The 22,801-nt window shown below is 70.6% G+C and carries 22 protein-coding genes; 5 read left to right on the forward strand and 17 right to left on the reverse strand.

All coding sequences use genetic code 11. The features are described from left to right. Positions 1-27 precede the first annotated feature (27 nt). Positions 28-1,014 carry a flavin-nucleotide-binding protein gene (locus ACSQ3N_RS24930; RefSeq protein WP_436147744.1) on the reverse strand — a complete coding sequence of 329 codons (987 nt, stop codon included), beginning with the start codon at positions 1,012-1,014 and terminating at the stop codon, positions 28-30. Then, complete coding sequence (locus tag ACSQ3N_RS24935; protein ID WP_436147745.1) at positions 1,011-1,655, reverse strand: glutathione S-transferase family protein; 645 nt, start codon at positions 1,653-1,655, stop codon at positions 1,011-1,013. The genes ACSQ3N_RS24930 and ACSQ3N_RS24935 overlap by 4 nt, the downstream gene beginning before the upstream one ends. 108 nt (positions 1,656-1,763) lie before the next feature. Between ACSQ3N_RS24935 and ACSQ3N_RS24940 the strand changes: the two genes are divergently transcribed. Then, positions 1,764-2,717, forward strand: a complete 954-nt coding sequence (locus tag ACSQ3N_RS24940) for a LysR family transcriptional regulator (RefSeq protein ID WP_436147746.1) — start codon at positions 1,764-1,766, stop codon at positions 2,715-2,717. Between the two features lie 81 nt (positions 2,718-2,798). On the opposite strand, the gene ACSQ3N_RS24945 is transcribed toward ACSQ3N_RS24940, so the two are convergent. The 14 genes from ACSQ3N_RS24945 to ACSQ3N_RS25010 form a co-directional block, all read right to left on the reverse strand. After that, entirely contained in the window at positions 2,799-4,091 is a 1,293-nt protein-coding gene (locus ACSQ3N_RS24945) for an MFS transporter (protein WP_436147747.1), read from the reverse strand. After that, entirely contained in the window at positions 4,084-4,632 is a 549-nt protein-coding gene (locus tag ACSQ3N_RS24950) for a hypothetical protein (RefSeq protein ID WP_436147748.1), read from the reverse strand. Before ACSQ3N_RS24950 ends, ACSQ3N_RS24945 begins: the two co-directional genes overlap by 8 nt. Before the next feature lie 118 nt (positions 4,633-4,750). Further along, positions 4,751-5,719 carry a hypothetical protein gene (locus ACSQ3N_RS24955; RefSeq protein ID WP_436147749.1) on the reverse strand — a complete coding sequence of 323 codons (969 nt, stop codon included), beginning with the start codon at positions 5,717-5,719 and terminating at the stop codon, positions 4,751-4,753. Positions 5,720-5,900: 181 nt separating this feature from the next. Further along, a complete protein-coding gene (locus ACSQ3N_RS24960; protein WP_436147750.1) occupies positions 5,901-7,073 on the reverse strand; it encodes an SLC13 family permease in 1,173 nt (390 codons plus the stop codon). A gap of 376 nt (positions 7,074-7,449) precedes the next feature. Then, a complete protein-coding gene (locus ACSQ3N_RS24965; protein WP_436147751.1) occupies positions 7,450-8,856 on the reverse strand; it encodes a sigma-54-dependent transcriptional regulator in 1,407 nt (468 codons plus the stop codon). Continuing rightward, positions 8,841-10,418 carry a sensor histidine kinase gene (locus ACSQ3N_RS24970; RefSeq protein WP_436147752.1) on the reverse strand — a complete coding sequence of 526 codons (1,578 nt, stop codon included), beginning with the start codon at positions 10,416-10,418 and terminating at the stop codon, positions 8,841-8,843. The genes ACSQ3N_RS24965 and ACSQ3N_RS24970 overlap by 16 nt, the downstream gene beginning before the upstream one ends. Positions 10,419-10,758: 340 nt before the next feature. Further along, the gene (locus ACSQ3N_RS24975) at positions 10,759-12,399 is read right to left on the reverse strand and encodes an S-layer protein (RefSeq protein ID WP_436147753.1); all 1,641 of its coding nucleotides are present in this window, start codon (positions 12,397-12,399) and stop codon (positions 10,759-10,761) included. A 339-nt stretch (positions 12,400-12,738) separates the two neighbouring features. After that, on the reverse strand, positions 12,739-13,275 hold the full coding sequence (locus ACSQ3N_RS24980; RefSeq protein ID WP_436147754.1) for a prolyl hydroxylase family protein: 537 nt from the start codon (positions 13,273-13,275) through the stop codon (positions 12,739-12,741). 45 nt (positions 13,276-13,320) lie between these two features. Further along, positions 13,321-13,794 (reverse strand): FKBP-type peptidyl-prolyl cis-trans isomerase, encoded by a 474-nt coding sequence (locus ACSQ3N_RS24985; protein ID WP_436147755.1) that lies wholly within the window; start codon positions 13,792-13,794, stop codon positions 13,321-13,323. Between the two features lie 166 nt (positions 13,795-13,960). Then, the gene (locus ACSQ3N_RS24990; RefSeq protein ID WP_436147756.1) at positions 13,961-15,046 is read right to left on the reverse strand and encodes a pirin family protein; all 1,086 of its coding nucleotides are present in this window, start codon (positions 15,044-15,046) and stop codon (positions 13,961-13,963) included. Between the two features lie 295 nt (positions 15,047-15,341). After that, a complete protein-coding gene (locus ACSQ3N_RS24995; protein WP_056171024.1) occupies positions 15,342-15,710 on the reverse strand; it encodes a DUF1428 domain-containing protein in 369 nt (122 codons plus the stop codon). 95 nt (positions 15,711-15,805) lie between these two features. Further along, positions 15,806-16,291 (reverse strand): DUF1579 domain-containing protein, encoded by a 486-nt coding sequence (locus ACSQ3N_RS25000; protein ID WP_436147757.1) that lies wholly within the window; start codon positions 16,289-16,291, stop codon positions 15,806-15,808. Between the two features lie 54 nt (positions 16,292-16,345). Further along, the gene (locus tag ACSQ3N_RS25005; protein WP_436147758.1) at positions 16,346-17,005 is read right to left on the reverse strand and encodes a glutathione S-transferase family protein; all 660 of its coding nucleotides are present in this window, start codon (positions 17,003-17,005) and stop codon (positions 16,346-16,348) included. An 8-nt stretch (positions 17,006-17,013) separates the two neighbouring features. Further along, entirely contained in the window at positions 17,014-17,442 is a 429-nt protein-coding gene (locus ACSQ3N_RS25010) for a VOC family protein (protein WP_056411656.1), read from the reverse strand. 100 nt (positions 17,443-17,542) lie between these two features. On the opposite strand from ACSQ3N_RS25010, the gene ACSQ3N_RS25015 reads away from it, so the two are divergent. Further along, positions 17,543-18,190 carry a TetR/AcrR family transcriptional regulator gene (locus ACSQ3N_RS25015; protein ID WP_056411284.1) on the forward strand — a complete coding sequence of 216 codons (648 nt, stop codon included), beginning with the start codon at positions 17,543-17,545 and terminating at the stop codon, positions 18,188-18,190. 305 nt (positions 18,191-18,495) lie between these two features. After that, the gene (locus ACSQ3N_RS25020; RefSeq protein ID WP_156372137.1) at positions 18,496-20,115 is read left to right on the forward strand and encodes a methyl-accepting chemotaxis protein; all 1,620 of its coding nucleotides are present in this window, start codon (positions 18,496-18,498) and stop codon (positions 20,113-20,115) included. A gap of 70 nt (positions 20,116-20,185) precedes the next feature. Here ACSQ3N_RS25020 and ACSQ3N_RS25025 read toward each other — a convergent pair whose 3' ends face one another. Then, entirely contained in the window at positions 20,186-21,256 is a 1,071-nt protein-coding gene (locus tag ACSQ3N_RS25025; RefSeq protein ID WP_056171038.1) for a helix-turn-helix transcriptional regulator, read from the reverse strand. A gap of 167 nt (positions 21,257-21,423) precedes the next feature. Between ACSQ3N_RS25025 and ACSQ3N_RS25030 the strand changes: the two genes are divergently transcribed. Next, positions 21,424-22,242: an NIPSNAP family protein gene (locus tag ACSQ3N_RS25030; RefSeq protein ID WP_436147759.1), complete on the forward strand. Its 819-nt coding sequence runs from the start codon at positions 21,424-21,426 to the stop codon at positions 22,240-22,242. Positions 22,243-22,263: 21 nt separating this feature from the next. After that, positions 22,264-22,800 (forward strand): hypothetical protein, encoded by a 537-nt coding sequence (locus ACSQ3N_RS25035; protein ID WP_056171041.1) that lies wholly within the window; start codon positions 22,264-22,266, stop codon positions 22,798-22,800. The last annotated feature ends 1 nt before the right edge of the window (position 22,801 follow it).

A 22,801-nucleotide genomic window follows, 5' to 3' on the forward strand; every position in this document is an offset into this window, starting at 1 on the left:
CGCCCGACGCGCACATGCCCCATTGCGCTACCCCGCTGCCCGCGCCCGCAGCACCCCGAACTGCGGCGCAGCCTGTGCCGCCGTCCAGCGCCACGGCAATGCATTGGCCCGCCACACGCCCCCCAGCACATGCAGCCGCAGTACCCGCTGGGCGCCGGGCCAGGGCGCGCGGCTTGCGTCGTCCCACAGCAGCTCGGACCGGGCCGCCACGTGCAGCAGGCCGCCGCCGTCGTAGTCCACCCACAGCAGCCCCGCCAGCGGGTGCAGGGCCAGGTTGCCCAGCGTGTTGAAGAATAGATTGCCCGGGTAGTCGGGCACCGACAGCACCACGCCGCCCTCCTCCCTGTGCGCGATATGCACGAAGCCCGGCTCGCCGCCGCGGTGCGATACGTCCACGCCTTCGTTGCGCGCTGCGCCGGGGCGCGCGGCCGAGGCGCTGGCGATGAACAGCGTGTCGCTGCGGGCGATGAGCGCGAGCGCGGCGGCGTCGAGCTGCGGGCCTAGGGCCTGTGGGGGTGCGGGCCGGGTCACCACCTCCCGCAGGCCGGGCGCGCGCGCCTGGATGTACTTGGGGCAGTTGCCGAAGCTCTGCACCACGTCCACCGCCAGGCCCTGCGCACCGAAGGCGGCCACGCGCCCGTTCATGCGGTTGCGGCGGCGCGTGTGGGGCTCCAGGCCCAGCACGCCCACAGGGGTGTCGGGCGCGAGCTGCGCAAGCGCCGGGTCCGCCGCATCGGGCGGCACCGCGACCTGCATGCTGTGCGCATCGGGCGTGTGCACAAAGCCCGGGGGCCCCGCCACCATGGTGGCCCAGGGCTGGCCGTGGGCGTCGATGGCACCCAGCAGCAGCGTGGGCAGCTTCTCGAACAGCTCGCGGTGCGGGTCGGGCATGTGGTCGCGCAGCACCATGGGGCCGATCTCGCCCATGCGTTCGCGCACGCCCACGCGGTCCTGCAGGGCCTGCTCGCCCGCGTGGAAGGCCGGGGCTTCAAGAGGCGGCAGGCCGGCGCTCATGCGGGTACCGCTGCAGCGGCCTCGGGCAGGCGGTCGGCCAGCGGCACGTAGCCCGGCAGGGCCTCCATGCGCGCCACCCACGCGGCCACGCGCGGGTGGGCGGCCAGCGGCAGGCCACCGATGGGTGACTGCGAGATGTAGCTCACCATGGCGATGTCGGCCAGAGTGGGCGCGTCGCCATCCAGCAGCCAGGTGCGGCCCTGCAACTCGCCCTCCATGAAGGTCAACAGCCGCTGGCCGATGGCCTGGGACGCCGCATTCAAGGGCTTGCCTGTGATGGCGGCAAAGCGCGGCACCGCCACGCCCGGTGCCAGCAGGCCGGCGGCCAGGCTGAACCAGCGCTGCAGGCGCGCCTGGCCCACCGGGTCCTGCGGCATCCAGGCGCTGCCGGGGGCGTAGCGCTGCACCAGGTAGACCAGGATGGCGGTGCTGTCGCTCAGCACCACGGTGCCGTCGACGATGACGGGCACCTGGCCCAGGGCGTTCAGGGCCAGGTGCTCTGCGCGCTGGTGCTCGCCCTGCAGCAGGTTCACCTCGGCCAGCTGGTAGGGCAGGCCCAGCAGGGACAGCATCAGTTCGACGCGGTGGCAGTGGCCGGACACGGCCATGCGGTACAGCGTGATGGGTTGGGTGGGGGCCATGGTGTCGTGTCCTTGGTGTCAGAAGTTGTGCAGGACTCGACCTTATCTATTGCGCACCACGGTGTGAATAGCGATAGTGCGACTTTCAAAATTGCAAAAATCGAAACAATGGACCATCTGGAGACCCTGCGCTGCTTTGTGGCGGTGGCCGATGCGGGCGGCTTTGCGGTGGCGGGGCGGCGGCTGGGCTGCTCGGCGGCGGCGGTCACGCGCGCCATCGCGGCGCTGGAGGCACGCCTGTCGGTGCTGCTGTTTCAGCGCAGCACGCGCATGGTGCGGCTGACCGAGGCGGGCGAGCGCTTTCTGGCCGACTGCCGCCCGCTGCTGAGCGACCTGCACGAGGCCGAGCAGGCCGCGCGCGGCGCGCAGGCCGAGGCGCAGGGCCTGCTGTCCATCACCGCGCCGCAGATGTTCGGCATTCAGCATGTGGCGCCCATCGTGCTCGACTTTCTGCAGGCGCAGCCACGGGTGCAGGCGCGCACGCTGTTCGTCAACCGCGTGGTGCACTTGCTGGAGGAGGACATGGACGTGGCCGTGCGCATCGCGCACCTGCACGACTCGGGCTTGACCGCGCTGCATGTGGGATCGCTCCGGCAGTTGGTGGTCGCGTCACCGGAGTATCTGGCGCGCCACGGCGAGCCGCGGCACCCGCACGAGTTGAGCCAGCACCGCGCGATTGCGTTTTCGTTCGACGCGCGGGCCCCCTCGCCCTGGCGGTTTCGCGATGGCACCACGGGCACGCCGCAGCAGGCCTGGCTCAGCAACAGCAACGAGGTGGACATCGCCGCGGCCGAGGCGGGCCTGGGGCTCACCCGCTGCCTGGCCTACCAGGCCGCGGCCAGCCTGCGCGCCGGGCGCCTGCGCATCGTGCTGGCCGAGCATGAGCCCGACCCCGTGCCCGTGCACATCGTCTACCCCGCGGGGCGGCGCGCACCGGCCAAGGTGCGGGCCTTTGTAGAGTTCGCGCGGCACCGGCTGGCCGCCGAACCGGTGCTGCAGGGCCGCGGCCTTACACGGCGCAGCGGCGGCAGCAGCAGCAACAGCACCCGCAGCAAGGGGTGAGCGCTGGCGGGAGCGTGGTGGGCCACGCAGTTCACAGCGATTTCATGGCCTTCCGCTTGTTGCCATTGCGCAAGCAGCTATCTAATCAATAGCAACCGCACCATCGATGGCCGGCGCATACCGTTGCGCCCACCAGAACATCGGCAATGCCACCAGCGCCGCCACCGACAGCGCGACGAAGGCCAGGCCGAAGTGCTGCCCCGCGCCCACCACCGAGTTGGCCAGCGTGGGGCTGAGCGCCGCGCCCACGCCCTGCAGCGTCATCACCAGGCCCAGCGCGGTGTTGAACCGGCCGCTGCCCTGCGTGAAGCGCTGCACCATGAGCGGCGTGGCCACCCCCAGCGCGCCGGCGGCCAGGCCGTCCAGGATCTGCACCGGCACGTTGCCCCAGTCGGCGGCGATCAGGTAGGCCAGCGCGCCGCGCACCGGCAGCACCAGGATGGCGGCGTACACGAACCACGCCACATCGAAGCAGCGGCTGCGCGACACCCAGAGCGCCACCGGGATCATCGTGACCTGGGCCACCACGATGGCGATACCGGTCCACAGCAGCGGCGACGAATCGGCCACGGTGGCGGCCAGCCGCTGGTTGAGCAGCGGCAGCATCGCGGCATTGCCCAGGTGAAAGAACAGGCAGGTGATGCCGAACAGCAGCAGCGGCTTGTTGGACAGCAGTGCGCCCCAGCCGGTGCCGCGCTCGACATGCTCGCCCAGCGTCTCGGGCGACTCGCAGCCGCGCGCGGCCTGGTGGTCAATGTCCCCCGCTCGGATCGACAGCACCGCCAGCACCGCGCCCACGGTCATCGCCGCCATCACGGCCAGGATCCAGTGCGCGCCGAACCAGTGCGCCACCAGCCCCGCGCCGATGGCCGACACCATGTTGCCCGCGTGGCTCCAGGCCTCGTTGCGGCCCGTCTGGTGCTTGAAGCCCGAAGCCCGCGCCAGCCCCAGCGTGAGCGCGGCCATGGTGGCCGCCAGCAACGCCCCGGCCACGCCGGTCACCACCTGTGATGCGATCAGCCACGTGCCCTGCAGCGTCGAAAACGCGAGCGCGCTGGCCGCCAGGATGGCGAGCGCCGCCACCACCGTGAGCAGGCGCTTGGCGCGCGAGCCGTCCACCCACGCGCCGGCCAGCGGCGTCATGGCCATGCCCGCCAGGCCGCCAGCGGTCATGGTGTAGCCGATGAGCTCCTGCTGCACCTGGCTCTTTTGCAGGTAGGTGGCCAGGAACGGCCCCAGGCCGTCGCGCACATCGGCCATGAAGAACGCCAGCAGCGCCAGCGCCATCAGCGAGCCCGGCACCGCTGCCAGGCCCGCGCCAGCGTTGCCGCCAGCGGGCAGACCGCCGGCAGTTACCGCGCCAGCATCAGCCATGGCCGGGCCCCACGGGCTTGCCGTTCACCGTGCGGGCCTGCACCACCTGGCCGCCGCCGTTGGCCAGAGGGCGCACATCGCCCTCGGCCTTGACCTTGTCGCCGACCTTCAGGCCCAGGTGTTTCAGGCCATCGGGCTTGGTGTGGATGAAGTCGCCGGTGTCGAGCACCACGCCGTTGGGCTCGCCGTGCTTGGCGTAGTTCAGGCGCGCCACGGTGCCTGCCACGTGGCCGGGGTGGTGGTGCGGCGCGGCGGGCTTGCCGTCGACCGAGACCACGCGCTCCAGTTGGTAGACCTCGTGCTCGGCTTCACCCTTGGGCGAGGGCTCGGCGACGGTGCCTTCGATGACCACGGCCTGGCCGGGCTTCAGGCCCGCCAGTGCGGCGTGGGCCGCGCTGTCGTGCGCGTCGCACACGAACTGGGCGGGGGCGCCTTCGCTGTCGATCAGCACACCTTCGATGGTGCCCTTGGGGCTGTAGATCAGGTGCTGGAACTGGCCTTCGACGGACCAGACGTCGATGTCATGGGGTTGGGCGGGCATGGGAATCCTTGTGTGAAGTGAACGAAAAACGGGAAAGAAAAATGCAAGAGAAAAAGGACTGACAACGCTGCAGGGACCCGTCAGGCGGCGGCTGGGACACCGCCGGCCTGACGACAGGTCACGACGCGGGTTGCGGGGCTGGCACAGGTGGTGCTGGCGGCGCCATGGGCGCTCCCGGCCCGGCTGCCGGCGGGACACCGGCAGGACCTGCAGGTCCGGCGCCTGGCTCGCGGGGGCCCTTGGGGCCGGCAGGACCGCGTGCTCCGGGGCCGCCCTTGGGACCGGCCTGGGGCGGCTGGGCTCCGCGCGGACCGGGCAGCGGGGGCTCCACGCCAGGGCCTGCGAACAGCTCGCGGGCGGTGTCGGCAGCAGGGCCCATCGCCGTGGCCTCCAGCGCACTGCCATGCGGCCCGCGAGAGCCCCAGCCGCGTGCGAACAGCGTGCTGCCCGGCTGCAATAACGCCGCCATGGCCGTGCCCACATGCGGCGGAAAGCGCACGATGGTGCCGCTGTCCATCAGCACGCCGTTCGCCTCGCCGCCGGGGGCGTACAGCACCTGGGCCACGCGGCCGCTGGCGCTCATCGCGGCCAGCGCAGCGGGGTCGGGCCGCGGCGCAGGGGCGCTGCCCCGGGCGGGTGGCGTGTCTTCGACCGTGCGGCCACCGACGGTCAGCCGCACGGCACGCAGCACCGGCGCATTGGGCGCGCGCCAGCCGCTGACCTGCACCGTGTCGCCGGGCCGCGCGGCCTGCAGCAGGGCTGGCGAGAGGTGGGGTGGCAACTGCACCTGCGTGCCGTCGGCCAACAACAAGCCGTCCACGTCGCCGCCGGGGTTGACCAGCCATCGCTTGAGCTGGCCGGAGACGACGGGCGCCGTGCCTTGCTGCGCCGCATCGGGCGGCGGCGGCAGCGGCCGCGCGGGGCGTGCGCCGGGCGGTGGCAGGGCACCGGGTGCGCCTGCGAGACCGGGGACCGCTGCGCCGGCTGGTGGCGGCGCGAGAGGCGGTGGTGGGGGCTGCTGGGCCCAGGCAGCACCTGCCAGGCACAGGCCTGCGCACAGGGCAAGGGGACGAAGGGAATGTCGCATGGATCAACTCCAGTGGGTGGGAATGCCCTGGCTGTACTCACATTGCGTGCCAGGCACGATTCACTTTCAAATCAACCACTTGCATCGTTGCACCGCCGGCTGGCTGCATGCGCGGGGGACACCCTGGCGTCCGCTTTGCGGACAGGTGGCACAGGCCATACCCCCCATCGCCGCCCCCGCATCACCCCATCCGCAGCCACAGCGCCGACAGCGCACACACGATGAGGAAGGGAATGCTGATCTTGTGGAACTCGCGCAGGCCGTGCGGCAGGCGCGCCAGCCGCAGCGCGATCAGGTTGGCCAGCGACCCCAGCACACAGCCGAAGCCGCCCACGCTCACCCCGGCGGCGAGCGCGGGCAGGTCGCGCACCGGGCCGTCGAGCAGGATGGCCGCAGGCACGTTGCTGATGAACTGCGAGGCGACGATGGCCGCCAGGTACGCGCGCCAGCCCTCGGCAATGGGCGCGTGCTGCAGCAGGCTGGCCACCGCGGGCAGCTCGGCCAGCTGGCGCAGGTCCACGAACATGAGCGCGATGATGGCCAGGAGCGCCCAGTCCACCCCCTTGAGCACGCGCGGGTAGAACACCACGAACGCGCCGAACACCAGTGCCAGGCCGGCCACCAGCCAGTGCCGCTCCAGCGCCACCACGAAGGCGACGAAGAGCACGCCGGCCAGCGTCAACAGCCGGGGCTTCACGGCCGGGGCCTCGGTCGCAGGGCGCAGCGTGATCGCGGTGCGCGGCACCAGTACCCACACCGCCACGAAGAGCCAGAACAGCATGATCGCCACCGTGGGCGCCATCATCCCCATGAAGCCGACAAAGCTCTCGCCCGAGCGGTGCCAGAGGTACAGGTTCTGCGGATTGCCGATGGGCGTGAGCGCAGAGCCCGCATTCACCGACAGTGCCTGCAGCACCACCAGCCGCGCGAGCGGCAGGTCGGCCTGGGTGGCGAGCACGCGGGTCAGCGGCACCAGCAGGAACAGGCTCACGTCGTTGGTGACCAGCGCCGACAGCACCGCGGCACCGGCCGTGAGCAGCATCGCCAGGCTGCGCAGATCCGTCATGCGGCCCAGCAGGCGCTGGGCGGTGGCCTGCAGCATGCCGCTTTTCTCCACGCCCTGGGTGATGGCCAAAAGACCCGCCAGCGCGCCCACGGTCTGCCAGTCCACCAGCCGCAGGTAGTCCATGGGTGCGCGGGGCCGCAGCACGGCGAAGAGGACGGCCACGGCCACCAGCACCCACAACAGGCCGTTGCCGCCGCCGGGCGCCTCATCGGCTGCAGAGGACGCGCTGTGGGAAGGCGCAGTGGATGTGGCAGGTGCGGTTGCGCGGGCGGGAGAGGAGTCGGTCATGGACGGGCGAAGGTAAGAAAACGAGGCGCGCTGAGCGATGAGAACGCGACAGCGACATCGAAACCGACATCGAGAGCGGCAACGACGGCGGCGGACACAGAGGCAGGCATGGGCCGGTCACAGTGCCAGCCCAATGGCCAGTGCGTGCAGCGCGCAGGACGTGGTGTGGCACTCAAGACCCGTGCCCGCTGCTTGACACCGCACGAACGCCGCCCCGTACAGGGCGGCCGGGCTGCCAGGCACGTTGGCGTGGATGCAATGCGGACAGGCGGTGTCCGCGGATGAGACACCTGGGCGCGTGACGGCGACAGCTTGTAGCCGCACTGGCGGCGCGCGCAGGCCGTGGGCTGCGCGGACGGAGTGCTTATCGCCATCGCTACTCCAGCCCGTACTGCGACAGCTTGCGGTACAGCAGCTGCCGGTGGATGCCCAGGCGCCGCGCGGCCTCGGCGCGGTTGCCCTGGGCGCGCTGCAGCGCCTGCTCGATCAGCAGCCGCTCCAGCCGCTCCACCGCCACGGGCAGCTCGGTGTCGAACCAGTCGGCGGGCAATGCGCTGGCGGCGCCTTCCGCGCCCACAGCATGGGCATCGGTGGGCGCGGAGCCGTGTGCCAGGTCGCCCTGCAGGTCCGCCGCGCTGATCACCGGGTGGCGCACCAGCGCCTGGCAGCGCTCCATGCGGTTGCGCAGCTCGCGCACATTGCCGGGCCAGCGGTACTGCAGCAGCGCCTGCGCCGCGTCGGCAGACAGCGCCTTGGGCACGCCGTGGCCCGCTGCCAGCCGCAGGAAATGCTCGGCCAGCGGCACGATGTCGGCCAGGCGCTCGCGCAGCGGCGGCACGCGGATGGACAGCACGTCGAGCCGGTAGTACAGGTCTTCGCGAAAGCGCCCGGCGCGCACCGCGGCGGCCAGGTCGTGGTGGGTGGCGGCCACCACGCGCACGTCGACCTTCACCGTACGGTGGCTGCCCAGCGGCGTCACTTCGCCCGCCTGCAGCACGCGCAGGATCTTGGCCTGCACCGGCAGCGCCATGTCGCCGATCTCGTCGAGCAGCAGCACGCCCCCGTCGGCCGCACGGAAGCACCCGGGCCGGTCGCCGGTGGCGCCGGTGAAGGCGCCGCGCACGTGGCCGAACAGCTCGCTCTCCAGCAGCTCGGGCGGAATGGCCGCGCAGTTGATCGCGACGAAGGGCGCGTGGGCGCGGTCCGAATGCCGGTGCAGCGCCCGCGCCACCATGTCCTTGCCGGTGCCGGTCTCGCCCAGCACCAGAACGGGCACGTGGCTGGCCGCCGCCAGGCCGATGCGCTTGTGCACCTCGCGCATCGCCTGGCTGGGGCCGACGAGGGTGTTCTCGTCGTCGTTGCCATCGCGGCTGTCGTCCGCGCCGTGGGCGAGCTGCCGCACCGTGTCGGGCGACGCCGTCTCCTGCCGCAGCGCGCGGGCCAGCACCTCGATCACCGCGTCGCGGCCGATGGGCTTGGCCAGGTGGTCGAAGGCGCCCAGGCGCATCGCGTCGATGGTGTTGGCGCCGCTGGCATACGCCGTCAGCACGATGACCGGCGGCAGGCGGGGCAGCCGGGCCTGCAATGCGGCCAGGGTCTGCAGGCCGTCCATGCCCGGCATGCGGTGGTCCAGAAAGACGGCGTCGTAGCGCTGGCGCAGCATGCCTTCGAGCGCTGCATCGCCGCTGGCGGCCTGGTCCACCGTGTGGCCCAGGCCCTCCAGCGTCTCGGCCAGGGTTTCGCGGAAGGCGTCGTCGTCGTCGACGATCAAGAGGCGTGCCATGGCAGCTCCAGTGCAAAGCGGGTGCCGCGGGGCGATGCGGCGGCAGGCGGGGCGGCGCCTGCGGGGTCGTGGCGGGGCGCTGCGGTTGCCTCGGTTGCCTCGGTTGCCTCGGTTGCTTCGCGTGCGTCGGTTGAGTCGGCTGAGGTGGCGCCGCCCAGCGGCACATGGTGCAGGTCACCGCCATGGGCCAGCGCCACCTCGCGCGCCAGTGCCAGGCCCAGGCCGGTGCCGTCGGCGCGGCCGGTGGCAAAGGGCTCGAACAGCCGCGCCTGCAGCGCCTCGGGCACGCCGGGGCCGTCGTCGTCCACCTGCAGCACCACGCGGTCGGCGGGCTGCACCACGGCACCCAGCGTGACAGTGCCCCCCTGCTGCGCGTGGCGCACCGCGTTGTCGAGCAGGTTGTCGATGGCGCGGCCTACGTGCTGCGGGTCGAACTCGGCGTGTGCGGGGGCGCCGGGCCGCAGCACCAGCGCCACGCCGCGCCCGGCGGCGCGGGGGGCGGCGGCATCGAGCCGCTCCTGCAGCCAGGCGGGCAGGTCGATGCGCCGGGGGGCCAGGTTCAAGGGCTGCACCAGCGCGAGCAGGCTTTGCACCAGGCCTTCCAGCCGTTCGATCTGGCCGAGGATGGCGCGCAGCGCCGCCGGGTGGCGGTCGGGCGCGGCGGCCAGTGCGTTCTCGGCCTTCAGGCGCATCGCGGCGATGGGGTTGCGGATCTCGTGGGCCAAGCCGCCGGTCATGCGGCCGAGCGCGGCCAGGCGCTGGTCGCGGCTGCGCTGCTGGGCGGCGGCGCGCAGCTGGGCCCGCGTTTCCTCGAAGCGCAGGCGGTAGCGGTTGAAGCCGTCGACGATGCGGTCGATCTCGCGCACGCCCGTGGGCTCCAGCACCGGCACCGCGTCACCCTCGGCGGCGGCCAGGCGCGCCTCCAGCCGCTGCACCGCCCGCAGGCCGCGCAGCAGGATCAGGCCCAGCCAACCACCCGAGGCCAGCACGCCCACCAGCAGCACCGCCAGGCCGATGCGCAGGCTGTTCTCGGCCGCCAGCGCGCCCGCATGGGTGCGCGTCATGGTCCAGGCGGCCAGGTCGTTGCCCGGCGCGGCCAGCGGGCAGGCGGTGACGATGAGCGCCTCGCGGCTGCCGCGCACCACGTCGGTCTGGGGCTGGCGGGTGCGGGCGGCCAGCTCGGCCATCTCCAGGATCAGCGGCTGCTCGGCCGCAGGCACGTCGCGCTTGACGCCGCTGCCTTCGTAGGTGGGGTAGGCATACGCCAGGAACCCGCCCTGGGCCTGCCACACGCCGCCCTCGACATGCGGCACCTCGATCAGCACTAGCTGCAGCAGCACCTGCAGCAGGTCGATCTGCGGCTGCGCGGGCGCGGGCTGCGGCACCGACCGCGCATAGCGTGCGGCGATGGCGCTGCACGAGCGCTCGGCCGCCGTGCGGCCGGCCGCCAGCTGGGCACCGGCACTGCCCCGGTAGACCGACACCATCACCACCGCCAGCGTGGCGCAGATGGCGAACAACAGGACCCAGAAGAAAACCAGCTGGCTTCGGAGCGATCTCATGGCAGGCGGGCGGTGAAGGGTGGCGGGGTTCGCGTTCGATGAGTTCGACGATCAAGACCAGCAATGGAAGCTGCCAGGGGCTGCGCCAGCGCCTGAGCGGACTCTGGAGGCAGCGCAAGCAACACGGCAGTCATCGTACCCAAGCCGGGGCCCGCGGCGTGTGGGGCAAAAGGGCCAGAGGCGTGGGCAAGGCGCCTACAGGCAGCCAGGGCCAGGGCTATGCACCCGAGCGTCACAGCCCTGCTGTGCGCCCGGACCTCCTGGCAAGGTTCGGACGCCCACTGTCAACGCCCGCAGTCCCGCTGGATGGCGGCCAGCACCACAACGTTGCCCAACGCCCTCAGCGCACCGACACGAAAATCGGGTTCGAGTAGAACCACAGGTTGCCGTAGTTCCGGTCGTTGATCTGGTCGTGCCGGGTGGCCGCGTCGGCGGTCTTGACGGGCTGGTCGGCCAGCGGCTCGCCTTTCAGCGTAAGGCCCGCGACGTTCTCGCCCAGGTTGGTGCCGCGCAGCCGGAAGTACTGGCTCTTGGTAGCGGGCAGCGTGATCTCCATGGCGTAGTAGCCGTCGCTCTCCTGCGTCCAGTCCGCCGCGGTGAAGCGCTTGACGACGCGGGTGCTCGCGTTCGTGGCCTGCTGGTAGGCGGCCGTGCCGGGCTGTGCCCGGGGGCCCACGTCGCCTGCGATCAGGTCGATGTGGTCCACCTTGGGCGTCATGTTGCCCAGGTTGCCGCTGCTGACCGGGCGCTGGTAGTTGTTGACCGGCGGGCTCTTGAAGCGGATGCGCACGGTGACGGTCTCGCCCTTGGTGGCCTTGAGGTCCTGGCCCATGGTGGCGGTGCCCTCGGCGCCCGTGGCGTTGAAGTCCAGGCCGTTGATCAGGTCGCCGAACACGCCGAAGCTGCGGCCCGCGCGCAGGCTGTCCACCACGCCGGAGATGCCGGCCTGCGACTGCGACTTGGTCTGCCAGACGTAGTTCTTGGCGTATTCGCCCGGGTAGTAGCCGCTGCTGTTGTTGTTGGCGTCGATCTCGAAGTGCGAGTCCGAGTTGGCGATGTTCCAGATGCGCCGGCCTTCGCCCAGCAGCGCATCCCACGTGCCGCCCAGTTGCGCCACCACGTAGTCGACACCGCCGTAGGTGCGGTTGGGCTTGTTGGCGTCGATGTAGGCCGAGGTGTAGCCGCCGCGGTCGGGTTCGAGCTGGTTGCCGACCATGCCTTCGATCGCGAAGACGATCCGGGGCGCCACGTCGTGCATCTCGCGGAAGTTGGCGATCGTGTACTTGCCGGGGTTGCGCGAGGGGTGGTTGATGGTGGCGTAGCTGGTGTTCGGGTACTTGTCTTTGAGCCAGGCGATGGCCTTCATCGCGTCTTCGCCGGTCTTGTTGTAGCGCTCGGGCGACTGCGCCCTCCACCGCGCGACGTCGGCCGCATCGAACAGCGACTCGTCGCCCGTGGTGAAGCGGTACTGGAACTCCTTGGCCGCGCTGGCCGAGGTCTTGAAGGTGGGGCTGCCTTCGAAGATGCCGACGTTGACGTGGTCGCGTGTGGGCATGTCCCACTCGAAGGCCGAGAAGATGGTCTTGTCGGCGTAGGTGCCCGCGGCCTGCAGTGCGGCCACGCGGGGCATCTCGTAGGCCTCCATGCCGTAGGCAAAGGCCTTGGGCGCCGGCAGGGGGTTGGCAGCGTGGTCGTACTTGGACGAGCGCAGGTGGTTGCTCAGCGACATCCAGTCCAGGTGGTAGGTGCCGAACGCCTTGCCCAGCACAAAGTCGAGCGTCTGGGTGGTGCGCGAGTCATCGGACTGCACCGTGTGGACGTGCAGGTCGCCCGTGGTCCAGCGGCCAGGTTCAGCGGCCGGCGTGCCGGTGCCATCGCCGGAGCTGCCGCACGCGCCGAGCAGCAGCAGGGAAAGGATGGCAGCAGACGCCAGGGGCGCTCGGAGCGCAGGGGGGACGCGGGAAGGGAATGGGGAGTTCATGAATCTAAGGGATGGTGAAGTGGCGGTGGGGCCAGTCCGCCATGGAGCCCGCACAGCGCGTGGTTATAGGCAGGGCATATGAACGTTCCGTGACGCCGTCGGGAGGCTCTTTCAGCGTTGAAAAAGGCGCTTTTCAAGCGCTGCGCGCCTATGGGCAGGCGTGTTTTCGGAGGGTGCTGGCGGGCCCTGGCACACACACTGCGATGCTGAAACCACGGGTTCCTTCAACAGGAAATGGGGAGCGTGCGCCGCACTTCAGCGCAAGTTGCGGCAGCCGAAACCGGGCCGTCGGTGCGGGTGGCAGGCGCCAGGGGATTGGTGCTGGGTATGCCCCGGGCCTCAGCCGTACAGCACGTCCGAGCGCAGCACGTACTTGGTGCCCTCGGTGACGGCGGTGCCTTCGTGCCAGGTGTCGTGGACAAAGAGCAGCGCGCTGCCCGTGCGCGGTGCCACGGCGAACTCGCGGAAGTCGGTGGTGCCGCCGGAAAAGTCGTCGTTCAGATACACCAGCAGCGTGAGCTGGCTGGTCAGCCCCGACTCCATCCACGGGCCGCCCTTGTGCATCTTGAAGCGCTGGCCGGGGGCGTATTTGTAGAACCGCAGGTCCTTGGGCAGCCCCTGCGCCACCTGCGTGCCCACGGCGGGCAGGGCCACCTGGCCGAGCCGCTGCCACAGCAGCGCCACCCAGCCGGGCGCCTCGACCATCACGCGCTCGTTGTTCCGCACCAGGGGCATCGCCTTGGGGCCGCCGGTGGTGCGCACGCCCGCGGCGCTGAAGCCGCCCGCCTCCGCCAGCTCGACCAGCTGGGCGCATTCATCGGCCGACAGGAAGTCCTGCAGCGAAAAGGCCCGCTCGGAGTGACGGATCAGGCGCATGGGTCGTGCGGCGCGGTGCGGGGGTGTGGTGCCAGGTGGCCGCTCTCAATGCTGGTGGCCGTGGTCGCCGTGCACGTGGCGGTGGGCGATCTCTTCAGCGCTGGCGGCCCGCACTGCGGTGACCTTGCAGCTGAAGGTGAGCGCCTGCCCGGCCAGCGGGTGGTTGCCGTCCAGGTGGACTTCGGGGCCCTTGATCTTGACCACGTTGAACACCGCGGGCTGGCCGTCGGTGCCCACGCCCTGCAGCTGGCCGCCGACCTTCACGCCGGGCGGGAACTCGCTCTTGGGGATGGTGCGCACCAGGCCTTCGTCGCGCACGCCGAAGGCGTCTTCCACCGCCAGTTGCAGCGTGGTGGCAAAGCCCACGGCCTGGCCTTCCAATGCGGCTTCGACATTGGGGAAGATGTTGTCATAGCCGCCATGCAGGTAGGCCAGGCTGCCGGCATCGAGCGGCTTGCCTTGGGGCGTGGTCACCTTGTAGGTGATGGTGACGGCGGAGTCTTTGGTGATGGTGGTCATGGCTCGCTGGCGCTTTCGTCTGGGTGTCTAAAAAAGAGGGCGCAGCGCAGCGGTCGGCCAGCGGGCACCAACCCCTGGCAGCGCTGCGCGCGTCGAAACCCTGGATTGTCCACGAGCCGCCCGGCGCCTGCCGGGCAGCCCCGGCGACCCCACCGGGCGAAGGTGTTCAGGCCTGCACCGCCGCTGCGGCGTCCTCGCCCGGGCGCTCTTCCTCGGCTTGGCCGGGGTAGCGCGCAAAGCGGCGGGCCTCGGTGCCGTGCACAGGGTCCTGGTCGTCCCAGGGCCAGCCGCCGAACTGGGTGCGGCGGTAGTCGTTCATGGCCTGCATGATCTCGGCCTGCGTGTTCATCACGAACGGGCCGTACTGCGCCACGGGCTCGCCGATGGGGCGGCCCTGCAGCACCAGGCATTCCACGGTGGTGGGGCCGGTGTTGGCCAGCAGCCAGTCCTCGGTGGCGCGCACCTGCAGCGCGGCGTGGCGGTCCACGTCCTGCGGGCCCACGCGCAGGCTGTCGCCGACGAAGAAGTACAGCATGCGCTGCGTGCCTTCGCCCTGCGCGGCGGGCAGGGTCCACTCGGCGCCCGGGTCCATGCGCAGCGTCCAGATGGCGACGTCGCCCTCGGGCTGCGAGGCCCAGGACTCGGGCGGCGGCGCCAGGGGGTCGGGCGCGCCGGGCAGCGCACCCGCCACCACGGTGACGGTGGTCGCGCGGCCGGCGGCGTCGTTGTGCACCAGGCGCGGAATGCGCTCGTCCCACAGCATGGTGAAGTGCGGCTCCACCATCTTGTTTTTGGCGGGCAGGTTCAGCCAGATTTGGAACAGCTCCAGCGGGTTGGGCTCGGTGGCGTTGAGCAGCGGGAACATCTCGGAATGCACGATGCCCTTGCCGGCCGTGACCCACTGCACGTCACCGCCGCCAAAGCGTGCAGCCGCACCCAGCGAGTCGGAGTGGTCGATCAGGCCCTTGCGCACCAGCGTCACGGTCTCGAAGCCGCGGTGCGGGTGGCCGGGAAAACCGGGCACGGTGTCGCCGTGGTACATGCTCCAGCCGTCCTTGCCGCTGAAGTCGCTGCCGATCTGGCGGTCTTCCACCGGCACGGCGGGGCCGAACGCGGCGTTGCCCGCGGGGTAGGCATCGTCGTGGTGGGCGCAGAAAAGAAACGGGTCCATGGTGGGCCACTGCGGGCCCAGCAGCTGGGCCCGGACGATTGGGACCAGCGTGGCGGTGGTGGCAGGGGTGGACGACGACATCAGGGGGCTCCTCGTGTTGTGCACCGCCACTATCGGACGGTTGCCTGTCGAATATGGAGCCCATGGTGCCTGAACAGAAGTGCGGCGGATAGGACAGTGCGGTGCGCCGGGCGGGACAGTGGGGGCTTGGCGGCTCACCCAGCCATGCCGGAGATATTTGACAAAATTCGGCTCCAGCGCTTGTCTGGCAAGCGCAGATAGCTATGGTTTTGATATCAGGACAGCCATCGTGATGGTCGCCCTTCTCGTCCCATGGCCCGGGCCCGGGCCCGGGCGGCACGACTGCGACAGCGGCTCAGGCCTTCACCTCGACCACCGGTACGAAGCCGCCGAAAATCATGCGTTTGCCATCAAACGGCATGGGCGGGTTGCCGGGTGTGGAGGGGTCCATGCGCGGGTCTTCCATCATCTTCTTCATGCCCGCATCGCGCGTGGCTTTGTCCGGCCATTCGATCCAGGAGAAGGCCACCGTCTCCTCGGCCGTCGCCTGGACCGCGCGGCGGAAATCGGTGACTTTGCCGTCGGGAACGTCATCGCCCCAGCCTTCGATCACGCGCAGAGCGCCGAGCTCGATGAATATCGGGTCGAGCTGGCGTGCGTGCTCAATGAATTTCTGCTTGTTGGCGGTGGGGACCGCGATCACGAAACCATCGATGTAAGACATATCCTGACTCCTGTGAGGTTGACTGTTCGAACTGCCCACCTGGGGCGTCTCATCCCGTATTCACCCGGCCCGGCGGACCGGAGCCCGCCTTGCCATCACTTGCGACGGTACGTCGCCTGCATGAACTGCTTCCAGCTTCCATCCGGCTGCTGGCCGAATGAGGTGAGCGTGCGTTCATGGGGGCCGACAAGGGTGATGACGTCGCGGTAGCGCGCCGTGGCGCCATCGCCCTTGAAGCTCGGGCCTTCGGTTTCCAGCGTGAGCACCTTCTGGCCGGCGTCCAGCGTGCCGCGGTACACCCACATGTGGGTCATCATCGAGCCGACCCAGGTGCCGAGGAACACGTTCTGCTCAGGGTCATAGCCCAGCGTCATCTGCATGCGGGCCTCGCCGCCACCGCCGGGCATGGTGCCTGTGCCTTCCATGATGACCCACAGGTCGCCGAGCGCGCGCACGTGTTCCGTGCCGGTGCCCTTTTCGGCCGGCTGGTCGGGCCCCATGTCGCAGTCGGACGTGCAGGTCCACTCGCCCAGCAGTTGCTGCAGCCAGCGGTGCATGGCGTGGGGTTCGGTGTTCATCATGGCGGTCTCCTTGGTGGTTTGATCCTTGGGGGTCGAAGGCGGAGCGCGCTGCGCTCAATCGCGGTCTGGTGCGCCCAGCGGAAAGTAGTGGCGGTACGGACGTCCGCCATCCACCGCCTGCGCAAACGACGGGCGGGCCAGCAGCCGGGCCCGGTAGGCCCGCAGCATGGGGTAGGCGTCGGCAATGGGATGCGTCCAGTCGGCGTAGAACAGCGCGGGTGCCGCGGCGCAGTCCGCCATCGTGAAATCGGCGCCTGCGGCCCAGGTCCGGCCGCCCCACTCGCCTTCCAGCCACGCGTAGGCCTTTTGCAGCTTGTCGGCCGCCGCGGCCACGCCCTCTGCGCGGCGGGCCGGGTCGCCGGTGAGCGCCGCGCTCACGGCCTGCTGCACCGGGGCCATCACGTGCAGGTCGAAGAAGCGGTCCATGAACCGCACCTCCAGCGCGGCCTTCGGGTCGAGCGGTATCAGGCGCACGGGGCCCGGGTGGGCCAGTTGCAGATGCTCGATCACGATGCTGCTCTCCACCACCGTCCGCTCGCCGTCCACCAGCACCGGGAACATCGCCAACGGCCAGTGGCGCAGCCACTCGGCGGCGTGGCCGCCCGGCGCGGCGCGGTCGAGATTGCGCAGCTCGTACGGTGTGCCGGTTTCATGCAGCGCGGTCAGCACCTTCTGGGTGTACGACGAGAAGGGGTGCCCGTAGAGGGCAAGCATCGGCGCGCTCATTCGGGTGCCACCACCATCCACGACACGCCGAAGCGGTCGGCCACCATGCCGAAGGCCTTGGAGAAGAAGGTCTTGGTCAGCGGCATCTGCACCTGGCCGCCGTCGGCCAGCGCATCGAAGTAGCGCCGGGCCTCGGCTTCGTCGGCAGGGCTCAGGGCCAGCGAGATGCCCTGGAAGCTGGCCTTGCCCGAGCCCATGCCGTCGGACGCCATGAGCTGCGTCTCGCCCACGGTGAACGCGGCGTGCATGACCATCTCCGGCGTGGGGCCGGGCCCGCCGCCCTCGGCGCAACCCGGGCCGGCGGCGGGATCGGGGTTGTCCTTGTAGCGCATGAGCGTGGTCACCTGGGCGCCCAGGGCGCTTCGGTAGAAATCCAGGGCCTCTTCGCAGCGGCCTTCAAACATCAGGTACGGCTCGATCTTCATGGCGGTCTCCTTGGGGTCGTGTGGGGTGCGGCGCGCAATTGTGAACACCGTCCACAAACAATACCAAAGATAATGGACAGTGTCCACATCTGCCCCACCCATGAACGTAAGCACCCGCAACACCCCGGCCGCACGCAGCACCTACCGCCATGGAGACCTGCGCCGCGCCCTGCTGGATGCCGGCATCGAGCTGGCCCGCCAGGGCGGCCCCGACGCGGTGGTGCTGCGCGAGGCCACGCGCCGCGCGGGTGTGGCGCCCAACGCGGCGTACCGGCATTTCGCCAACCGCGACGATCTTCTCGATGCCGTGCGCGCCGCCGCCGTGGCCTCGGCCGCGCGCTTCATGGAGGACGAGCTGTCCCGGGTGCCCGCCACCGGTACGCCCACCGAGCAGGCCCACGCCCGGGTGCGCGCCGTGGGCGCGGGCTACATGCGGTTTGCCCACGCCGAGACCGGGCTGTTCCGCACGGCTTTCGGCGGCCGGTTCACGGTGCAGCACGACCCGGACCCGGCCATGGGCGGCGCCACGGGGCTCAACCCTTTCGAGCACCTGAGTGCGGCGCTCGATGACCTGGTGGCCGCTGGCGCGCTGCCCGCCGAGCGCCGCCCCGGCGCGGAGTACCTGGCCTGGTCCACCGTGCACGGCATGGCGCTGCTGGCCATCGACGGCCCGCTGCGGGGCACGCCGCAGCCGATGCTGGACGCCCTGGGCCAGCGGCTGCTGGACATGGTCGAGCGCGGGCTGTAGACCGCGGCGCACACGGCGCAGCCCACACTCCCCTCCGACCCGCATCGCCTGGAGGCGGCCCCTTCGCTGCGGCCAGGGACCGCTCAATGGGGCCTGCACACCCTCCCATCGCCACCCGATGCCCCCTTTTTAGACTGGGTTGTCGAAGTTCGCCTACACACCCGCGCCGCCTGCGTACCAATAATTCACATATTGAAACCAAAAGTCACAAACAAAACCAATTGGTCACAAAGCCGCTAACCGCCAGTGCGCCCCCCGGGAGCCGCACGCCGATGTGACCGTTGCAGCGCCCCTTGAGCACCACCATGAACTTCCACAGCAAAACCGTCACCCAGAAACTGACGATGGCATTTTTTGTACTGATCGCGTTGTTGATCGGTGTCTCCATCCTGTCGCTGCGCAGCCTGGGGACCGCGCAGGCGGAGTTCCAGAGCTTCGTCAGCAACGAGTTCACCCGCGGCAGCTTGGCGCGCGATGTGCACGCCGCCGCCAGCGCACGGGCGATCTCGGCGCGCAACCTGATCCTGCTCACCGGTGCGTCCGACATCGCGATGGAAACCGCCGCCGTGAAGGCGGCGCACGAGCGGGTGCAGGACGGGATGTCCCAGCTGCGCGCGGCACTGGCCCGCGGCACGCACGTCGATCCCGGCGAGCGCGCGCTGTTCCAGCGGCTGGAGGCCATCGAAAGCCAGTACGGCCCGGTGGCGCTCGACATCGTGGCGCTGGCGCTGGCCGGCAAGAAGGACGAAGCCACGCTCAAGATGAATGCGCAGTGCCAGCCGCTGCTGCAGCAGCTCATCGGCACCACGTCGCAGTACACGCAGCTCATCACCACATCGGGCGCGACCGAAATCCGCGTTGCCGCGGAGCACTTCAGCACCAACCGCCTGGCGCTCGTGGCACTGGCGCTGGTGGCCATCGGTGCGGCCGTGGGCCTGGCCCTGCTGATCAACCGCAGCCTCATGCGCTCGCTGGGTGCCGACCCTGTGGAGCTGAGCGCCGCGGCCCGCCGCGTGGCATCGGGCGACCTGGGCCCCGTGCCTGGCGGCGCGGCGGCGCCTGCCGACAGCGTGCTGGCCTCGCTGGGCGGCATGCAGTCTGCGCTGGCGCACATCGTGGGTCAGGTCCGCGCTGCGGCCACCGCCATCGAGGCGGGCTCGCACGAGATCGCCACGGGCAACACCGACCTGTCCCACCGCACCGAGCAGCAGGCGCGCAGCCTGCAGCAGAGCGCGTCGTCGATGGAAGAAATGACGGCCACCGTGCAGCAAAACTCGGACACCGCGCACCAGGCCAGCCAGTTGGCCTCCGTCGCACGCGCCGCCGCTGAGAACGGCGGCACGGTGGTGGCCCAGGTCGTCACCACCATGAACGACATCGCCACCAGCTCGCGGCAGATCGCAGAGATCACCAGCGTGATCGACGGCATCGCGTTCCAGACCAACATCCTGGCGCTGAACGCTGCGGTCGAGGCCGCGCGGGCGGGCGAACAAGGCCGCGGCTTTGCCGTGGTGGCCAGCGAGGTGCGCACGCTCGCACAGCGTAGCGCGCAGGCCGCCAAGGAGATCAAGTCGCTCATCGAGGCGAGTGCTGCCAAGGTGAAAAGCGGCTCGACGCTGGTCAACACCGCAGGCGCGGCCATGACCGAGATCGTGGGCGAAGTCCACCGCGTGGCCGACCTGATCGGCGAGATCAGCGCCGCCACGCGCGAGCAGTCCACCGGCATCGCGCAGATCGGCAGCGCCGTGGCCGAGCTGGACCAGTCCACCCAGCAGAACGCTGCGCTGGTGGAGCAGATGGCCGCCGCCGCCCACACCCTGAACCAGCAGACCCACGGGCTGGTGGAGTCCGTGGCCGTGTTCCGCGTGGACACCCGCGTTCAGCTGACGCACGCGCACGCCGCGCCAGCGCTCCTTGGTGCCTGAGCTTGAAGCGTTTGAGGCCCCTGCCGCGCACCCATCAAGCGCTACCAGCTACCAATTTGATAGCGCCTCGTCATCCATCGACCGACTGGCCGTAGAGCGTTGCCGTGCTGCGCACCCGCTCCACCACCGCACGGCGCAGCGCGGCGGGCCGCAGCACCTCGACCTGGGGCGACAGGCGCAGCAGCTGGCCGCAGGCGTGCTCCACCGATTCGATGGGCACGGTCACCGCCACCCGCCCGTCCTGGCGGCGTGAGGCAGGCGCTGCCGCCACCGCCCGCGCCACCGCGCTGCTGAGCATGCGCAGCCCCTTGAGCCCTGCCGGCGTGGCCAGCAGCGCGGCTTTGCCGGTGTAGAGCGAGGATTCGAAGCGCTGGATCGACGCCGCCCAGTACGCGGGCAGGTCAAACCTCGCGGGCCGGCGCACCGGCGCATCGAGCGCCTGCGCCGCCAGGATGTTGGAGACGCGGTAGGTGCGCGGGCCGCGGTCTGCCGGCGCGCCCGCGGTGGCTGCGCCTGCGGCCTGGGCCGCCTTCCGCACTTTCGCCGCCTTGCCCACCACGCCATCCGCCGCATCACCGGTCGGCAGTGCCACCAGGTACCAGACCCCGGCCTTGAGCACCAGGCCCAGCGGGCTCACGGTGCGCTGCACGGTGTCGGCCCAGCTTTCGTAACGCATCGTGATCTGGTGGCCGTTCCACACGGCGGCGGCCACGGTGGCCAGGTGGGGCGTGGGGTCGCTCTCGCGGTACCAGTCCACCGGGTCCAGGTGCAGGCGCGTGCTCACGCGCTGGGCGTCTTCGCGCCAGGCTGCGGGCAGCGACGACAGCAGCTTCAGCCGCGCGCCTTCCACCTCGTCGCCCAGCCCCAGCTGCTGCGCAGGGCCGGGCAGGCCACTCAGGAATACGGCCTGCGCCTCTGACGGCGTGAGCCCGGTGAGCGTGGTCTTCCAGCCGGGCAGCAGCGCAAACCCGCCGTGTCGCCCGCGCTCGGCGTAGATGGGCACGCCGGCTGCGCTGAGTTGGTCCACATCGCGGTACAGCGTGCGCACCGAGATCTCCAGCGCATCGGCCAGCGCGGTCGCGCTCATGCGGCCCTGGGTTTCGAGCAGCATCTGAAGGGACAACAGGCGGCTGGCGCGCATGGTGGATGTTGGGTCTGGGTGGGGAGAACCGGGAATGCGGGCAGGCGGCCACCTGCAACCCCCCCCCCCCCGCAAAGATAGCCTAAATACCTGCCATCAGGTGGCAGGTATGGCGGCGCAGACTGCAGTCCTGCTCGATTCCACACCCCATCGCCCCAGGAGCCCACATGTGTGAAGACACCCTCACCGCCCCGCCGTCAGGCACCGCCGACGTCACAACCACGGCAACCGCAGCAGCACCCTCTGCCCCCATCGCTGCCGACGCATGCGCCGTCGTCGAGCTGCGCCAGTACACGCTGCACCCGCAACAGCGCGAGGTGCTCATCGACCTGTTCGACCGCGAGTTTGTGGAGACGCAGGAGGCCCAGGGCATGCGCGTGCTGGGCCAGTTCCGCGACCTGGACCGGCCCGACCTGTTCGTGTGGCTGCGCGGCTTTGCCAGCATGCAGGCCCGGCGCCAGGCGCTCGAAGCCTTCTACGGCGGGCCCACCTGGGCGGCGCACCGCAGCGCCGCCAACGCCACCATGATCGACTCGGACAACGTGCTGCTGCTGCGCCCCGCCTGGCCCGGTGCCGCGGCGGCATTGCCCCAGCACCCGCGCCCCGCACCGGGTGCCGCCGCTGCCAGCGGCGCAGCCCCCGGCCTGCTGGCGGCCACGGTGTTCCACCTGCACGAGGCCGCGACGCCTGCGCTGCTGGACTTTTGCCGCCACCGCATGGCGCCCCTGCTGCAGCGCAGCGGCGCGCGGCAGGTGGCGTGGTACTGCACCGAGACCAGCCCCAACACCTTTCCGCGCCTGCCGGTGCGCGAAGGCGAACACGTGCTGCTGGCACTGGCGCTGTTTGGCAGCGAATCGGCGGCGCAGTCGTTTGCCACCAGCGGCGCCTGGGAGCGCGGTGTGGCGCCGAGCTTGGCGCCCTGGTTGTCGCGCCCGAGCGAGACCCTGCGCCTGCAGCCCACCGCGCGCAGCGCGTTGCACGCCTGAAGCCCCCACAGGAGCACCACCATGGCCATGACACCCCACCTCATCACCATCCCCTCGCCCACCGTGGCACCCAGCGCCGCGCGCGACTTTGATTTCCTCATGGGCCCCTGGCGCATCCGCAACACGCGGCTGGTGCGGCGCCTGGCGGGCTGCAACGACTGGGAGGTGTTCGACGCCACCGGCCATGCGCGGCCCTTGCCCGGTGGCATCGGCAACTGCGACGACTTTATGCCCCTGGCCTGGAAGCCCGGCTTCGTGGGCATGACGCTGCGGGTGTTCAGCCCCGCCGCGCAGCGCTGGAGCATCTACTGGCTGGACAACGCCACCGGCGGGCTCGATGCGGCCACGGGCCTACTGATGCCGCCCGTGGTGGGCGGCTTCGACAACGGCGTGGGTATTTTTGAAGGCCAGGAGCTGCTGGACGGGCGCCCCGTGCAGGTGCGCTTTGAATGGACGCAAACCGGCACACCGACGCCCCGCTGGCAGCAGGCGTTTTCAGGTGACGGTGGCGCGACGTGGGAGGTGAACTGGGTGATGGAGTTCTCGCGGCCCGTGTAGC

It is taken from the genome of Acidovorax sp. LjRoot194 (assembly GCF_964253015.1).
Classification (GTDB): domain Bacteria; phylum Pseudomonadota; class Gammaproteobacteria; order Burkholderiales; family Burkholderiaceae_C; genus Acidovorax.

Excerpts from the sequence above, each read along its gene's own strand:
- ACSQ3N_RS24950 (WP_436147748.1), bottom strand. The coding sequence starts at position 4,632 with ATGCCCGCCCAACCCCATGACATCGACGTCTGGTCCGTCGAAGGCCAG.
- ACSQ3N_RS24945 (WP_436147747.1), bottom strand. The coding sequence starts at position 4,091 with ATGGCTGATGCTGGCGCGGTAACTGCCGGCGGTCTGCCCGCTGGCGGC.
- ACSQ3N_RS25030 (WP_436147759.1), top strand. The coding sequence starts at position 21,424 with ATGTGTGAAGACACCCTCACCGCCCCGCCGTCAGGCACCGCCGACGTC.
- ACSQ3N_RS25035 (WP_056171041.1), top strand. The coding sequence starts at position 22,264 with ATGGCCATGACACCCCACCTCATCACCATCCCCTCGCCCACCGTGGCA.
- ACSQ3N_RS25020 (WP_156372137.1), top strand. The coding sequence starts at position 18,496 with ATGAACTTCCACAGCAAAACCGTCACCCAGAAACTGACGATGGCATTT.
- ACSQ3N_RS25010 (WP_056411656.1), bottom strand. The coding sequence starts at position 17,442 with ATGAAGATCGAGCCGTACCTGATGTTTGAAGGCCGCTGCGAAGAGGCC.
- ACSQ3N_RS25005 (WP_436147758.1), bottom strand. The coding sequence starts at position 17,005 with ATGCTTGCCCTCTACGGGCACCCCTTCTCGTCGTACACCCAGAAGGTG.
- ACSQ3N_RS24960 (WP_436147750.1), bottom strand. The coding sequence starts at position 7,073 with ATGACCGACTCCTCTCCCGCCCGCGCAACCGCACCTGCCACATCCACT.
- ACSQ3N_RS24995 (WP_056171024.1), bottom strand. The coding sequence starts at position 15,710 with ATGTCTTACATCGATGGTTTCGTGATCGCGGTCCCCACCGCCAACAAG.
- ACSQ3N_RS24975 (WP_436147753.1), bottom strand. The coding sequence starts at position 12,399 with ATGAACTCCCCATTCCCTTCCCGCGTCCCCCCTGCGCTCCGAGCGCCC.
- ACSQ3N_RS24965 (WP_436147751.1), bottom strand. The coding sequence starts at position 8,856 with ATGGCACGCCTCTTGATCGTCGACGACGACGACGCCTTCCGCGAAACC.
- ACSQ3N_RS24970 (WP_436147752.1), bottom strand. The coding sequence starts at position 10,418 with ATGAGATCGCTCCGAAGCCAGCTGGTTTTCTTCTGGGTCCTGTTGTTC.
- ACSQ3N_RS24935 (WP_436147745.1), bottom strand. The coding sequence starts at position 1,655 with ATGGCCCCCACCCAACCCATCACGCTGTACCGCATGGCCGTGTCCGGC.
- ACSQ3N_RS25000 (WP_436147757.1), bottom strand. The coding sequence starts at position 16,291 with ATGATGAACACCGAACCCCACGCCATGCACCGCTGGCTGCAGCAACTG.
- ACSQ3N_RS24990 (WP_436147756.1), bottom strand. The coding sequence starts at position 15,046 with ATGTCGTCGTCCACCCCTGCCACCACCGCCACGCTGGTCCCAATCGTC.
- ACSQ3N_RS24955 (WP_436147749.1), bottom strand. The coding sequence starts at position 5,719 with ATGCGACATTCCCTTCGTCCCCTTGCCCTGTGCGCAGGCCTGTGCCTG.
- ACSQ3N_RS24985 (WP_436147755.1), bottom strand. The coding sequence starts at position 13,794 with ATGACCACCATCACCAAAGACTCCGCCGTCACCATCACCTACAAGGTG.
- ACSQ3N_RS25025 (WP_056171038.1), bottom strand. The coding sequence starts at position 21,256 with ATGCGCGCCAGCCGCCTGTTGTCCCTTCAGATGCTGCTCGAAACCCAG.
- ACSQ3N_RS24980 (WP_436147754.1), bottom strand. The coding sequence starts at position 13,275 with ATGCGCCTGATCCGTCACTCCGAGCGGGCCTTTTCGCTGCAGGACTTC.
- ACSQ3N_RS24940 (WP_436147746.1), top strand. The coding sequence starts at position 1,764 with ATGGACCATCTGGAGACCCTGCGCTGCTTTGTGGCGGTGGCCGATGCG.
- ACSQ3N_RS25015 (WP_056411284.1), top strand. The coding sequence starts at position 17,543 with ATGAACGTAAGCACCCGCAACACCCCGGCCGCACGCAGCACCTACCGC.
- ACSQ3N_RS24930 (WP_436147744.1), bottom strand. The coding sequence starts at position 1,014 with ATGAGCGCCGGCCTGCCGCCTCTTGAAGCCCCGGCCTTCCACGCGGGC.